We start from the raw sequence: 14773 nt of genomic DNA on the forward strand, positions 1-14773 counted from the left end.
AAGTGTCCGTGCCCCATCCTGGACGCATGACCGACAGAGACGGCGAGGCACCCGGCCTCGCACGGTTGGCCGGGCTGATCGCCGACGAGACGCGGGCCGCCTGCCTGCTGGCACTGCTCGACGGGCGGGCGTGGACCGCGGGCGAGCTGGCCCGGCACGCGGGCGTGGCCGCGTCGACGCTGAGCGAACACCTCGGCAAGCTCGTCGCGGGCGGGCTGCTCGCCGAGGAACGCCAGGGCCGGCACCGGTACGTGCGGCTGGCCGACGAGCGGATCGCACACCTCGTGGAGGACCTGGCCGCGCAGGTCGCCCCCGAGGCGGCGGCCCGGCGTCCGCGCACCCTGCGGGCGTCGAGCGCCGGTTCGGCGATGGCCCGCGGGCGCACCTGCTACGACCATCTCGCCGGGCGGCTCGGCATCACGGTCACCGACGCGCTGACCGGGCGCGGACTGCTGCGCCAGGACACCGGCTTCGCGCTCACCGACGCGGGGCTCGACTGGTTCGGGGCCGCCGGGATCGCCCTGCGGCCGACGGGCCGCCGGCCGTTGGCCCGGGCCTGCCTCGACTGGACCGAACGCCGTCCGCATCTCGCGGGCGTCGCCGGAGCGGCCCTGTGCCGGCACGCGCTGGACGCGGGCTGGTGCGTGCGCATCGGCTCGGAGCGGGCGGTCAAGGTGACGCCGGCCGGCGAGGGCGCGCTGTCCGAGCTGCTGGGCATCGACCCGGCGGCGCTGCGCTGAGCCCGTGGGTCCCCGTCCGAAAGCCGCCGGTCCCCCCTGCCCTTCCTTCCTAGCCTCAGGAGCATGATGAGCACCGCCCCGTCCCGTCGTGCCGGACTTCTCGCCGCCGGCGCCGCCACCGTCACCGTCGTCCTGTGGGCCTCCGCCTTCGTCTCCATCCGCAGCGCGGGTGAGGCGTACTCACCGGGCGCGCTGGCGCTCGGGCGGCTGCTGTCGGGCGCGCTGACGCTTGGCGTGATCTGGCTGCTGCGCCGGGAAGGGCTGCCGCCGCGGCCGGCCTGGCGGGGGATCGCGATATCCGGGCTGCTGTGGTTCGGCTTCTACATGGTCGTCCTGAACTGGGGCGAGCAGCAGGTCGACGCCGGCACGGCCGCCCTGGTGGTGAACGTGGGGCCGATCCTCATCGCGCTGCTCGGCGCCCGGCTGCTCGGGGACGCGCTGCCGCCGCGGCTGCTCATGGGGATGGCGGTGTCGTTCGCCGGTGCGGTGACCGTGGGGCTGTCGATGTCCGGCGGGGGCGGCTCCTCGCTGCTCGGGGTGGTGCTGTGCCTGCTGGCGGCCGTGGCGTACGCGGGCGGGGTGGTCGCGCAGAAGCCCGCGCTGGGACACGCGAGCGCGCTCCAGGTGACGACGTTCGGGTGCCTGGTCGGGGCGGTGCTGTGCCTGCCGTTCCTGGGGCAGCTGGTGTCGGAGGCGGCCGACGCGCCCGTCTCCGCGACGCTCAACATGGTCTACCTGGGCGTGTTCCCGACCGCGCTGGCGTTCACGACGTGGGCGTACGCCCTGGCCCGGACGACCGCCGGCCGGATGGGCGCGACGACCTACGCGGTGCCCGCCCTCGTCGTCCTGATGTCGTGGCTGGCGCTCGGCGAGGTGCCGGGGCTGCTCACGCTGGCGGGCGGCGCGCTGTGCCTGGCGGGCGTGGCGGTGTCGCGGTCCGGCAAGCGCGCGGCGGCGGCTCCGGAGCCGGGCGGGGCCCCGGAGCCGCGCCGCGCGGACGCGGGGCGGCGCTGACGACGCCGGTGACCGGTGAGGCCCGGGCCCCTAGAAGACCACCAGCGCCCTGCCGCCCTTGCCGGCCAGCATGTTCTCGAAGGCGGCCGGGATGCCGTCGAGGGCGATGCGTTCCGTCACCAGGGCGCCGAGGTCGAGGCGTCCGGTGCGGACGTGCTCGGCCAGGACCGGGAGGTCGCGGGCCGGGTCGGCGTTGCCGTAGACGCAGCCGGAGAGGGTGCGGCCCCAGTGGAAGATCTCCAGGGCGTTGAAGGCGACCTGCTGGTCCTTGCCGCCGATGCCGACGACCGTGGTGCGTCCGCCGCGCCGGGTGGAGTCCCAGGCCGTGCGGATGGTGACCGCGCGGCCGACGCACTCGACGGCCGCGTCGACGCCCTGCTTGCCGGTGAGGGCGCGGATCTCGCGGGCGGTGGTGTCGGAGGCGATCAGGAAGTCGGTGGCGCCGGCGGCACGGGCCAGCTCCTCCTTCTCCGGGGACACGTCGACGGCGATGATCTTCGACGCGCCCGCGATCCGGGTGGCCTGGAGGGCGGCGAGGCCCACTCCCCCGGCGCCGAACACCGCGACGGTCTCGCCCTCGCGGACCTTCGCCGAGTGGTGGACGGCGCCGTAGCCGGTGAGGACGGCGCAGCCGAGCAGCGCGGCGTCGGCCAGCGGGATGCCGTCCGGGCAGGGCAGCACGCAGGACGCGGCCACGACCGTCTCCTCGGCGAACGCGGCGACGTTCAGGCCGGGGTGCAGGTCGGTGCCGTCGTCGGCGCGGCGGGCGTGCACGTTTGCGGCGCCGGTCAGGGCGTTCGCGCACAGCCAGACCTCGCCGAGCGAGCAGGCGTGACAGGCCCCGCAGGACGGGGCCCAGTTGAGGACGACGCCGTCGCCGGGCGCGACGTGGGTGACGCCCTCGCCGACGGCGACGACCGTGCCGGCGCCCTCGTGGCCGAGGACGGCGGGGAGCGGCACGCGCATGGTGCCGTTGGACAGGGACAGGTCGGAGTGGCAGACCCCGGCTGCGGCGAGCCTCACCCGGACCTGGCCGGGGCCGGGCTCGGGCAGCTCTATGCCGGTGACCTCCAGCGGGGCGCCGACGGCGGGTACGACGGCGGCACGGACTGCGGTACGGACGGCCATGACGTGGACGACTCCCCTGCGGGCTAGAACTGGAGGGACTTGGTCTGGAGGTACTCGGTGAGGCCGTGCGCGCCCAGTTCGCGGCCGACGCCCGACTGCTTGTAGCCGCCGAAGGGGGCCAGCGGGTTGAAGCGGCCGCCGTTGATGTCGACCTGGCCGGTGTCCATGCGGCGGGCGAAGGCGACGGCCTCCGCCTCGTCCCCGGCCCAGACGGCCCCGGCGAGGCCGTACACCGTGCCGTTGGCGATCCGCAGGGCGTCCTCCTCGTCCTCGTAGCGCAGGACGGTCAGGACGGGTCCGAAGATCTCCTCCTGGGCGACGGTCATGTCCTCGGTCACGTCGGCGAGGACGGTAGGGCTGACGAAGTAGCCCTTCTCGCGCGGGGCCTCGGGGCCGCCCGCGACGAGGCGCGCGCCCTCGGCGACGCCCTTCTCGATGTAGCCGCGCACCCGCTCCTGCTGCTTGGCGTTGACGACCGGGCCGATCCGGTCGCCGTACTTCGCGGCGGCTTCGGCGGCGAGCGTCACGGCCTCGTCGTACTGGTCGCGGTGGACCAGCATCCGCGTCCACGCGCTGCACGTCTGGCCGGAGTTGGACATGACGTTGGCGACGCCGACGCCCACGGCCCTGGCCAGGTCGGCGCTCGGGAGGATCACATTGGCGGACTTGCCGCCGAGTTCCAGGGCGACCCGCTTGACGGCGGCGCCGGCGATCGCGCCGATGCGGCGGCCGACGGCGGTGGAGCCGGTGAAGGAGACCAGGTCGACGTCCGCGTGCTCGGCGAGGGCCTGCCCGGCGACCGGGCCGAGGCCGGTGACCAGGTTGAAGACGCCCGCCGGGACGCCGGCCTCGTGCACGGCCTCGGCGAAGAGCTGCGCGGTGAGCGGGGTGTCCTCGGCGGGCTTCAGGACGACCGTGCAGCCGGCCGCGAGCGCCGGGGCGACCTTGGCGACGATCTGGTGGAGCGGGTAGTTCCAGGGGGTGATGGCGCCGACCACGCCGACCGGCTCGTGGTGGACGACGGAGTTGCCCACCTTCTCCTCGAAGGCGTACGTGGCCGCCAGCTCGGCGTAGGAGCCGGCGACCGCGAGGGGGACGGCGGCGTGCACGGCCTGCGAGAACGGCAGCGGTGAGCCGAGCTCGGCGGTGACGGTCTCGGCGATCTCGTCCTTGCGGGCCGCCAGCACGTCCCGAAGGGCGGCCAGCCGCGCGGCGCGTTCGGCGGGCGGGGTGGCGGCCCAGCCCGGCAGGGCGGCGCGGGCGGCCCGTACGGCGGTGTCCACGTCCAGGGCGGTGCCGGCGGGGACCTTGCCGATCACCTGCTCGTCGGCCGGGTTCACCACGTCGATCGTGTCCCGGCCGTCGGCGGGGCGCCAGGCTCCGTCGATGTACATGCCGTCGTGTGCCTTCATCGCGTTCCTTCCGGGCGGGCCTCGTCGTCGCCCCAAACTAGCGCCGATAGTTTTACGGCACCAGGGGCGGCCACCATGGTGGCGCGGCTCACCCTCCCGGAGGGCCGGATGCGGCCGGAATCACTCCTCCAGGTCCGGCAGACGCGCCGGAGCGGGACAGATCCGCTCGCCGTGCTGGTCGAAGACGAAGAGGTGGGCGAGGTCGACGAGGAGGGGGACCTGCATGCCGTGACGGAGGTGCATGTCGGGGGTGGTGCGCACGATCAGGTCGCCGGGCAGGCGGCCGTCGGGGGCGGTGACGGCGGGCGCGGCCTCCGCGGGTTCGTCCATGACCACCACCGGACCGGCGCGCAGGGCACCCGCCCGCTCCTTCAGCCGGTCGAGGACCGTGCCGTCGCGGCGGCGCCCCGCGGGGCGGGCGGCGGGGCGCGGCGCCTCCAGGTCGGGCACGACGGCGGGCCGGGAACCGGTGTTGAAGTGGACCAGGACCTCGTGCCCCTGGAACTCGACGTGCTCCACCAGGCCGGTGAGCAGCACCTCGCCCGGTCGGGCCGAGGCGGGGTCCGCGATCCGGACGGCCTCGGACCTGAGGCCCACGATGACCTCGCGGCCCTGCTGGACGCGGAGCAACTGGTGGTCCAGGGAGAGCGGTTCGGGCAGGCGCAGGAACTGCTTGCCCAGACTGATGGTCATCGCGCCGTCGAGCGGGGCGCGCACGAGGCCGCGCAGCAGGTTGATGCGCGGGGTGCCGATGAAGGCCGCCACGAAGACGTTGCGCGGCAGGGCGTAGACGGTGCGCGGGGTGTCCACCTGCTGGAGCACGCCGCCGCGCAGGACGGCGACGCGGTCGCCGAGGGACATGGCCTCGGACTGGTCGTGGGTGACGTAGACGGTGGTGACGCCCAGTTCGCGGGTCAGGCCCGTGATCTCGGCGCGCAGGTGGTTGCGGAGTTTGGCGTCGAGGTTGGAGAGCGGTTCGTCCATCAGGAAGGCGGTGGGCCGGCGGGAGATGGCCCGGCCCATGGCGACGCGCTGGCGTTCGCCGCCGGAGAGCTGGGCGGGGAAGCGGTCCAGGAGGTCCTCGATGCCCAGCATGCGGGCGGTGGCGTCCACGCGGGGGCGGTGGTCGGCCTGGGGTGCCTCGACGCGCAGCGGGAAGCCGATGTTCCCGCGGGTGGTCATGTTGGGGTACAGGGCGAAGTTCTGGAAGACCATCGACATGCGCCGCTCGGCGGGGAGCAGGTCGTTGGCGTACTCGCCGTCCAGCAGGAGCCGGCCCTCGGTGATCTCCTCCAGGCCCGCGATCATGCGCAGGAGGGTGGACTTGCCGCAGCCGGAGGGGCCGAGCAGGACGAGGAACTCGCCGGGCGCGATGTCCAGCGACAGCCGGTCCACCACGCGGACGCCTCGCGCGTAGGTCTTGCTCACGTCGTGCAGGGAGATGGCGCGTGTCATGGAGTGTCCCCGGGGGCTCACTGGGCGCTGGGTCTTCGCGGACGGACGCCTCGCACGGGACGCACGGGGCTTGTGAGTCACGGAAGTTAACGGACTGTGCGCGGCCGGGGAAGACACCGGACGCCAACTCGCGGAAGCGTCCGTATACCGAGAAAGCGGACGCCCGGATTCAGGTGCGGGGGTGTCTCAGGGGGTGATCAATGCGGTGTCGCCGCGGGGGCGGGCGCTGTCGCCGCGCGGGCGGGCGGACCGGCGCCGCGGGTCCGGCGGCAGGGCCCGCCCTCGCGCCGGTCAGCTGTCGGGCCCGGCCGGGCAGACGACCGGGCGGCCGGGGCCCGCTCGGCGCTGCGCGGCTTGTACGGCACGACCGGCCCCGTCCCCGCCCTGTGCGGCTTCGCAGCCGGACGGTCCGGCCGGGCAACGACCAGGCGGCCGGGACCGGGCCCGGTACTGCGGGACCGACGACCGGCGGCGCCCGGCGAGGCGCAACTGCCCGGCCGGGATCGCCCCTGCCCTCGGCGGGGCCGGCTTGTCACGACCGGCGTGCGGGTGCGCGCAGCGTCACCCGTCCGAGTCGTCGCCGCCGCTCGAGCGGCCGGACGAGCGGCGGGAGGCGCGGGCCAGTTCGCCGGCCGCGAGGGTCACGCGGGCCACTCCGCGGACCCAGCGCGGGCCGCCCCGGGCCGCCCACACCACGCAGACGCAGCCTCCGACGACGAGCAGCAGGACACCGCTCAGGACGAGCACGGTCACGGTCGTTCCCCCGATTCGCTTGTGGTCGCCCCCATCATCCCCCGTGGCCCGGCGGGCCCTCCTGGCGGCCACCGCCCTGGCACGCCGTACGACGGGACGACGACCGGGCCCGGTCGGGGCGGCCGGCGGACGGGCGGTCGGATGCCGGTCCGGACGGGGAGCGCAGGGCGACGCCCGAGGAGAGCAGGAGCAGGGCGCCGAGCATCACGAAGGGCGCGGCCACGCCCGCGACACCGGCGATCAACCCGGCCGCGGCGGGCGCGGCGACCTGACCGAGGCGATTGCCGGTCAGGCGCAGCGCGAGGGCGGTGGAGCGGGCCTCGTCGGGAGCCGCCTGGACGACGGTCGTCATGGACAGCGGCTGGCCGACCCCCAGACAGAAGCCCAGGACGACGAGCATCACGCCCAGCGCCCACACCGGCACCGGCAGCGCGACCCCGGCGCACAGCACGGCCGCCAGCAGACAGGTGACGGTGAGCAGGACGGTGCGCCCGAGCCGGCGCAGCAGGGGCGTCAGCACCAGCCGGCAGGCGATCGTGGCCGCGGCGCGCAGGCTGAGCAGGACGCCGATGACGGCCGGGGAGATGCTCCGGTGCTCGCCGACCACCGGCAGGTAGGCGGTGAGGATGTCGGTCGCGGACAGCACCGACAGGCTGATCAGGATGCCCGCGGGCACACCACGGGACCGCAGGATGCCGCCCACCGGCACGCGCGGCCCCTGTGCCGTACGCGGGCCTGCGCCCGTCGGGTGCTCTATGCGCCACAGCGACGTGAAGGCGACGGCCGCGCCCGCGCCCGCGACGACCAGGGCGAGCGCGCTGCTGCCGGCCATGTCGGGGCCGCCGATCAGCGCGCCCGCGGCGATGGGGCCGACGAGCTGGCCGAGCGAGGCCCCGATGGTGAAGTGGCCGAAGTTGCGGTCCTGTTCGTGCGGCGCGGACTGGCGGGCGACCAGGGACTGGGCGCCGATGACGAAGCAGAGGTGTCCGAGGCCCATGACGCCGCTCCACAGGGCCATCGCCCACAGGGACCCGGCGGCACCGCTCAGCGCGCAGCCGCCGGCGATGAGCACCACTCCGACGGGCAGTAGCGGCGCGCAGCGGCCGTGGTCGGTGCGGCGGCCCAGCGGTACGGCGGCGAACAGCGGCAGCAGGGCGTACACACCGGCGATGACACCGACCGCCTGCTCGTCCGCGCCCAGCGCGAGGGCCCGGTAGGAGACGGCGGGCCGGGCCATCGACACCGCCCCCTGCGCGAAGCCGAAGGCGATGACGAGGCGGAGCAGCCAGCCGCGGTTCCCACCGGGCGCCATGATCGTTTCCTTCCTGGTGATCAGATGATGCCGAACAGGATGCCCGCCGCGAGGATCACCAGGCTCGTCAGGACGGCCCACTTCACCACGAACCGCGTGTGGTCGCCGAACTCGACCTTGGCCATGCCGACCAGGACGTACACGGCGGGGACGAGCGGGCTGGACATGTGCAGCGGCTGGCCGACGATCGAGGCGCGGGCGATCTCCAGCGTCGGCACGCCGTGCGCGTGGCCGGCCTCGGCGAGCACCGGCAGGACGCCGAAGTAGAAGCCGTCGTTCGACATGAAGTAGGTCAGCGGCAGGCTCAGCAGGCCGGTGACGAGGCCCATGTGCGGGCCCATGCCGTCGGGGATGGTGTCCACCAGCCAGTTGGCCATGTGGTCGACCATGCCGGTGCCGGTGAGGACGCCGGTGAAGACGGCGGCGGCGAAGACCATGCCGGAGACGTTGAGGACGTTGTCGGCGTGGGCCGCGATGCGGGCCTTCTGGTCGGGGATGTGCGGGAAGTTGACGGTGAGGGCGAGCGCGGCGCCGATCAGGAACAGCACCGGGATCGGCAGCAGCTCCATGATCATGGCGGCCAGCAGGGCGACGGTGAGCAGCGCGTTGAACCAGTACAGCTTGGGCCGCAGGGTGGCCCGGTGCGGGTCGAGGCCCTGGAACTCGTCGTCCGCCGTGCCGTCCCGCTCGGCCGGCTCGCCCGAGCCCGCGGCTGACACGGACGCCTTGCCCGTTCCCGGCGCCTCGCCGGTACCGGAGCCCTTGCCGCCGGCGGTGCCTCCGGTGACCGTGCCGGCGCCGGCACCGACGAGTGCCGTCTCCGTCTCGTCCGCCCGCACCAGCGCCTCGTCCAGCGTCAGCGTGCCGACGCGCCGGCGCTCGCGCAGACCGAGGACGTAGGCCAGGACGAGGACGGCGACCAGTCCGGCGGCCAGGGCCGGGATCATGGGGACGAAGATGTCGGTGGCGTCGACCTTCAGCGCGGTGGCGGCGCGGGCGGTGGGGCCGCCCCAGGGCAGGGTGTTCATCACGCCGTTGGCCATCGCGGCGACGCCCGTCATCACGACCAGGCTCATCTTGAGGCGCTTGTACAGCGGGTACATCGCCGAGACCGTGATCATGAAGGTGGTCGAGCCGTCACCGTCCAGGGAGACGATCGCGGCCAGCAGCGCCGTGCCGACGACGATCCGCATCGGGTCGGCTTTGCAGAACTTCAGGATGGCGCGGACGATCGGGTCGAACAGCCCGACGTCGATCATCACACCGAAGTAGACGATCGCGAACATGAGCATCGCCGCGGTGGGGGCGAGGCTGGACACGCCGTCGATGACGTAGTCACCGAGGTGGGCGCCCTTGCCGACGAACACGCAGAACAGCGCGGGAATCAGCACGAGTGCCGCGATCGGCGACATCTTCTTCATCATGATCAGGACCAGGAAGGTCGCGATCATGGCGAAGCCGAGGATGGTCAGCATGAGTGGATACCTAACGTTCGCCCTTGAACATCCCACCGGGGCAGGCGGTGCGAGCGACGTTAGGGGGCGCAAAGCCGCGTTAACAAGATGTTGACACGCGAGCAATAAGCGCAAAACTCCAGGTCACAGCTTTGTGCCGGTCAGCGGGGTGAGCGTTATGGGGATGCCGTTGAGGACGGCGTTGCCCGAGAGCGGGTCCAGCAGGGTGCCGTCGAGGAGCTGGTTGACGTTGACGCCGGGGTCGCCGGCGGCGTGGGTGAGGCGGGTGCCGGGGCGGTCGTGGCCCCAGCCGTGCGGGAGGCTGACCACGCCGGGGCGGACGGTGTCGGTGACCTCGGCGGGCGCGGTCACCTCTCCCCCGGCGCCCTTGACGCGCACCGGCTGCCCGTCCCGTACGCCGAGCCGGGCGGCGTCGTCGGGGTTGAGGTGCAGGGTGCAGCGGTTGGAGCCGCCGGTGAGGGCGGGGACGTTGTGCATCCAGCTGTTGTTGGACCGCAGGTGGCGGCGGCCGACCAGGACGAGCCCGGTCGCGCGCTCGGTAAGGGAGCGCGCGAGGCGCGGCAGGTCGGCGGCGATCGGCGCGGGCAGCAGCTCGACCTTGCCGCTGCGGGTCTTCAGCGGCTGGGGCAGGCGCGGGCGCAGCGGGCCGAGGTCGATGCCGTGGGGGTGGGCGAGCAGCCGCTCCAGCGTGAGGCCGCCGGGGCGGGCGCCGAAGCCGTCGCCGTAGGGGCCGAGGCGCAGCATCATGTCGAGCCGCCGTTCGGGGCCGTCGGTGCCGGTGAGGAGGGCGGCGAGGTCGCGCGGGTCGCGTCGGTGCACGGGTGAGTGCGGGTCCCGTACCGCCTTGGCGAGGGTCTGCTCGATCACCGTGGCGTCGACGGCGGCCGGGTCGGCGCCGGGCCGGCCGGTGGCGGCGAGGATCAGCCTGGCCAGGATCTCGGTCTCGGCCATGCGGCCCGGTTGCAGCGGGACGGCGGGACGGGTGTAGCGGACCTGGTTGCGCACGGCGAGGGTGTTGAAGGCGAAGTCGTGGTGCGGGCTCTGGGACGGCGGGGGCGGCGGCAGGACGACGTGTGCGTGGCGCGAGGTCTCGTTCAGGTAGGGGTCGACGCTGACCATGAAGTCGAGCGAGTCCAGCGCCTTGTCGAGCCGGTCGCCGTCGGGGGCGGACAGGACGGGGTTGGCGGCGATCGTGATGAGCGCGCGGACCGGTGTGCCGTCCTCGGTGGCGGTGTCGATCTCCTCGGCGAGGGCGGACAGCGGCAGTTCGCCCTTCGCCTCGGGGTGTCCGCTCACCCGGGAGTGCCAGCGGCCGAGCGCGAAGCCGCGTCCGGGGCCGGCGGGGCGCGGGGTCCGGTCGGTGGCGGCCTGCGGGAAGAGGGCGCCGCCGGGGCGGTCGAGGTTGCCGGTGAGGATGTTGAGGACGTCCACGAGCCAGCTGGCGAGAGTGCCGTGCGGGACGGTGCAGCTGCCGATGCGGCCGTAGACGGCGGCGGTGGGGGCGGCGGCGAGTTCGCGGGCGAGGGCGCGGGTCGTCCCGGCGTCGACGTCGCAGGCGGCGGCGACGGACTCCGGTGTGAAGTCCCGTACGGTGTCGGCGAGTTCTGCCACTCCCTCGACGTGCGGGGCGAGGGCACCGAGGTCCACCAGGTCCTCCTCGAAGAGGACCTGGGCCGTCGCGGCCAGGAGCAGGGCGTCCGTGCCGGGGCGGATGGCGACGTGCCGGTCGGCGAGCCTCGCGGTGCGGGTGCGGCGCGGGTCGACGACGGTGAGGGTGCCGCCGCGGGCCTTGAGCGCCTTGAGCCGGCCCGGGAAGTCGGGTGCGGTGCACAGACTGCCGTTGGACTCCAGCGGGTTGGCGCCGATGAGCAGGAGGTGGTCGGTGCGGTCGAGGTCGGGCACGGGGATGGCGTTCGCGTCGCCGTACAGCAGGCCGCTCGAGACGTGCTTGGGCATCTGGTCGAGCGTGGAGGCGGTGAAGAGGCTCCGGGTGCCGAGGGCGCCGAGCAGGAGGTTCGGGTAGAGGGCGCCGGCCATGGTGTGCACGTTGGGGTTGCCGAGGACGAGGCCCACGGCGTGGGGTCCGTGCCCGTCGGCGACGGGGCGGAGGCCCGCGGCGACCGCGTCGAACGCCTCCTCCCAGGTGGCCTCGCGCAGCTCGCCGTCCCGGCGCACGAGGGGGGCGCGCAGCCGGTCGGGGTCCGCGTCGAGGGCGCCGAAGGAGGCGCCCTTGGGGCAGACGAACCCGCGGCTGAAGACATCGTCGCGGTCGCCGCGGGCGGCGGTGACCCTGGTGCCGTCGATGCTCAGGGTGAGGCCGCAGGTGGCCTCGCACAGGGGGCAGATGCGCAGGGCGGAGCGGGGCACGGGTCCTCCCGGAGGGCGGCGGTGACGCGCGGACGTGGAACCTCGCGGCGAGCATACCGACCGGTAGGCATGGAGGGGAGACCTTCGGGACATCGGAACAGCCGGGGCGGCGGCGGCCCGGCGCGCGCCGGTCGCGCACCCGGACACGCCGGCCTCCCCGCGCATCGATCGGGGCACCCGGACACGCCGGCCTCCCGGCACGTCGGCCAGGCACCCGAGTACGGCGATCTCCCCCGGCCCGTCGGCCGAGCATCGGCAGACGGCGACCTCCCGGCCCGTCCGTCGGGCCTCCAGGCGCCGCAGCCTCGCCGTGCACTCGTCGGGCATCCCGGGACGGCGGCCTCCCCGTGCTCCCGTCCGGCATCCGGAGGCGACGGCCGCCGCGTCAGTCGAGCACCCGCCCCAGATACGCCACCAGCAGCTCCCGGGCCTCGTGGATGATCGCCTCGTCGCCGTCCGGCGAGACCCGGAAGGCGAGCTGGACGAGGGTGTCGGCGGTCTCCACGGCGACCAGGAAGGCCCGGCGCATGGCGTCGTCGGGCCGGCGGCCGAGGTAGCCGGCGAGCAGCTCCGTGACCCGGTCGGCGACGCGGTGGTTGGGCTCGGCGTGGCGGTCACCGACCGGTATCTGGTTGCCGAAGTCGACGAGGGAGAAGCCGGGCGCGGTCCGCTTCATCGCCAGGTACTCGTCCAGCACCGCGTCGAGGGCGTCGCGCCAGCCCCCGTCGCCGGTGTCCGTCAGCCGTTCGGTCACGCGCTCGGCGTAGCGCTCGAGGTTGCGCTGGGCCAGCGCGTCGGCCATCTGCCGCTTGTTGCCGAAGAAGCGGTACACGGAGCCGATGGGCACGCCGGCGCGCTGGGCGACGGCCCGGGTGCTCAGCGCGTCGTAGCCGACCTCGTCGAGGAGGGCGGCGCAGGCGTCGAGGATCCTGGTCAGCCGTTCGGCGCTGCGCCGCTGCACGGGGGCACGACGGAGCGGGGTCGCGTGGGGCACGTGCATCATGATGCCTCTCCGCCGCGGCCCGGGGAACCGTGACCCCCGGTACGCGGAGGGACGGCGGCGGCGCCGAGCGGGGCCTCGTCCTCGCGGAGCGTCGGCTCCGTGGCCCCGGTCGGCTCCGAGCCCGAGGCCGTGATGTCGGCCGTGCTCTCCACCGGCTCGCCGTCGACCGCCCAGACGGTGCCGTCGTCGGCGTACAGCCGCACGGTGACGTGGTGGGTGCCGCGCGGGACGAGCCCGGCGGGCAGGCGGTGGCGCGGGCCGCGCAGGAGGGTGAGGAAGTCCCCGTCGACGAAGAGGTGCGCGACGCCGCGGCCGGCCACCGCCGTCGCCTCCGTGCCGGCCGGTGAGAAGCGGAAGTCGCGGACGGTCAGGCGGACGTCCCAGCTGTCGTCGGCGTTGGGCTTCACCACGATGCCGACCTCGGGTGCGGGCCCGGCGTCCGCCTCGCGGTAGCGCCGGCCGTCCTCGTCGGTGTCGCCGAGGAGTCTGCCGGCCGACGCCGGCGACGCCCCGGTCCCCGGTTCTTCCCCGTCACCGGAGCCGCAGCCCGCGGATCCGGTCAGCAACAGGACACAGACCGCGAGCGCGGCGGCTGCTCCCCGCGTCCACGACATGCCGGGAGGGTAGAACACGGGTCCGACACTCCGGATCCCCCCAGGGTCTGGTTCCGGTCATCGTCCCCGGGGAGGAGGCGAAGATCCGCCCGCCCTCTTGCGCCCGGGAAACCGCAATCCTACGGTGTGCCATAGGAATCAGAAGGCGAGGGAGCGATCGATGAGCGGGGACGCGCGGAAGACCGCGGAGGGCCTGACCTACCTGTCCGGCTTCGGCAACGAGCACAGTTCGCAGGCGGTTCCGGGCGCCCTCCCCGAGGGCCGGAACTCGCCCCAGCGCGCGCCCCTCGGGCTGTACGCAGAGCAGCTCAGCGGCTCGGCATTCACCGAGCCGCGGGCGCACAACCGGCGCTCGTGGCTGTATCGCATCCGCCCCTCGGCCGCGCACCCGGCGTTCACCCGGACGGGCAACGGCGCGATCCGCACCGCGCCGTTCACCCAGTGCGTGCCGGACCCCAACCGGCTGCGGTGGAACCCGCTGCCCGAGCCCGAGGCCGGGACGGACTTCGTGGCGGGCCTGTGGACCCTCGGCGGCAACGGTGACGCGACCCAGCGCACCGGCATGGCCGTGCACCTGTACCACGCCAACGCCTCGATGGAGCGGGTCTTCAGCGACGCGGACGGCGAGCTGCTGATCGTCCCGGAGCGCGGCGGCCTGCTGCTGCGCACGGAGTTCGGGCTGCTGCACGCCGAGCCGGGCCATGTGGCGCTGATCCCGCGCGGGGTGCGTTTCCGGGTGGAGCTGCTGGACGCGGACGCCCGCGGCTACGTCTGCGAGAACTACGGCGCTCCCTTCCGCCTGCCCGACCTCGGCCCGATCGGCGCCAACGGCCTCGCCAACGCCCGCGACTTCCTGGCCCCGGTCGCCGCGTTCGAGGACGGCGAGGGCGCGGCGGGCCCGGTGGAGGTGGTCAACAAGTTCTGCGGGAACCTCTGGACGGCCGTCTACGACCACTCCCCGCTAGACGTGGTCGCCTGGCACGGCAATTACGTGCCGTACGTCTACGACCTGCGCCGTTTCAATGTGATCGGCTCGATCTCGTACGACCACCCCGATCCGTCGATCTTCACGGTGCTCACCTCCCCGTCGGACACCCCGGGTCTCGCGGGCGTCGACTTCGTGGTGTTCGCGCCGCGCTGGCTGGTGGGCGAGGACACCTTCCGGCCGCCGTACTTCCACCGGAACGTGATGAGCGAGTACATGGGCCTGATCGAGGGCGCCTACGACGCCAAGGCGGAAGGCTTCGTGCCGGGCGGCGGCTCGCTGCACAACATGATGTCGGCGCACGGCCCGGACCGGGAGACCTTCGACCGGGCGAGCGCCGCCGAGCTGAAGCCGCAGAAGATCGACGACGGTCTGGCGTTCATGTTCGAGACCCGGTGGCCGGTGACCCTGACGCCCCAGGCGACCCGCGCGGACCACCTCCAGCAGCGCTACGACGACGTCTGGCGGGGGATGGAGCGTCACTTCCGCCCCTTGCACTGAGGATTCCCCTACCG

General features: G+C 74.1%; 12 protein-coding genes. 3 read left to right on the forward strand and 9 right to left on the reverse strand.

Features of this window, described 5'->3' with window-relative positions:
- Positions 1–26: 26 nt before the first annotated feature.
- On the forward strand, positions 27–740 hold the full coding sequence (locus AB0E77_RS25115; RefSeq protein WP_361574208.1) for a winged helix-turn-helix domain-containing protein: 714 nt from the start codon (positions 27–29) through the stop codon (positions 738–740).
- Positions 741–803: 63 nt separating this feature from the next.
- Complete coding sequence (locus AB0E77_RS25120) at positions 804–1754, forward strand: DMT family transporter (RefSeq protein ID WP_361574210.1); 951 nt, start codon at positions 804–806, stop codon at positions 1752–1754.
- A 30-nt stretch (positions 1755–1784) separates the two neighbouring features.
- Here AB0E77_RS25120 and AB0E77_RS25125 read toward each other — a convergent pair whose 3' ends face one another.
- The 9 genes from AB0E77_RS25125 to AB0E77_RS25165 all read right to left on the reverse strand — a co-directional run bounded on the left by AB0E77_RS25125 (position 1785) and on the right by AB0E77_RS25165 (position 13273).
- Positions 1785–2882, reverse strand: a complete 1098-nt coding sequence (locus AB0E77_RS25125; protein WP_361574212.1) for a Zn-dependent alcohol dehydrogenase — start codon at positions 2880–2882, stop codon at positions 1785–1787.
- Positions 2883–2905: 23 nt separating this feature from the next.
- Positions 2906–4294 (reverse strand): aldehyde dehydrogenase family protein, encoded by a 1389-nt coding sequence (locus AB0E77_RS25130; RefSeq protein ID WP_361574214.1) that lies wholly within the window; start codon positions 4292–4294, stop codon positions 2906–2908.
- Between the two features lie 120 nt (positions 4295–4414).
- On the reverse strand, positions 4415–5749 hold the full coding sequence (locus AB0E77_RS25135; RefSeq protein ID WP_361574216.1) for an ABC transporter ATP-binding protein: 1335 nt from the start codon (positions 5747–5749) through the stop codon (positions 4415–4417).
- 561 nt (positions 5750–6310) lie between these two features.
- Positions 6311–6502, reverse strand: coding sequence for a hypothetical protein (locus tag AB0E77_RS25140; protein ID WP_361574218.1), 192 nt, complete (start codon positions 6500–6502; stop codon positions 6311–6313).
- A 34-nt stretch (positions 6503–6536) separates the two neighbouring features.
- Entirely contained in the window at positions 6537–7814 is a 1278-nt protein-coding gene (locus tag AB0E77_RS25145) for an MFS transporter (RefSeq protein WP_361574220.1), read from the reverse strand.
- A gap of 20 nt (positions 7815–7834) precedes the next feature.
- Positions 7835–9289: a citrate:proton symporter gene (locus AB0E77_RS25150; protein ID WP_361574222.1), complete on the reverse strand. Its 1455-nt coding sequence runs from the start codon at positions 9287–9289 to the stop codon at positions 7835–7837.
- Positions 9290–9412: 123 nt separating this feature from the next.
- A complete protein-coding gene (locus AB0E77_RS25155; RefSeq protein ID WP_361574224.1) occupies positions 9413–11656 on the reverse strand; it encodes a molybdopterin oxidoreductase family protein in 2244 nt (747 codons plus the stop codon).
- Positions 11657–12041: 385 nt separating this feature from the next.
- Positions 12042–12659, reverse strand: coding sequence for a TetR/AcrR family transcriptional regulator (locus AB0E77_RS25160; RefSeq protein WP_361574226.1), 618 nt, complete (start codon positions 12657–12659; stop codon positions 12042–12044).
- Positions 12656–13273, reverse strand: coding sequence for a hypothetical protein (locus AB0E77_RS25165; protein WP_361574228.1), 618 nt, complete (start codon positions 13271–13273; stop codon positions 12656–12658). Before AB0E77_RS25165 ends, AB0E77_RS25160 begins: the two co-directional genes overlap by 4 nt.
- 160 nt (positions 13274–13433) lie before the next feature.
- On the opposite strand from AB0E77_RS25165, the gene hmgA reads away from it, so the two are divergent.
- Positions 13434–14759 carry a homogentisate 1,2-dioxygenase gene (gene hmgA / locus AB0E77_RS25170; RefSeq protein WP_361574230.1) on the forward strand — a complete coding sequence of 442 codons (1326 nt, stop codon included), beginning with the start codon at positions 13434–13436 and terminating at the stop codon, positions 14757–14759.
- Positions 14760–14773: the final 14 nt, after the last annotated feature.

This window comes from Streptomyces sp. NPDC032940, from assembly GCF_040636935.1.
GTDB lineage: Bacteria > Actinomycetota > Actinomycetes > Streptomycetales > Streptomycetaceae > Streptomyces.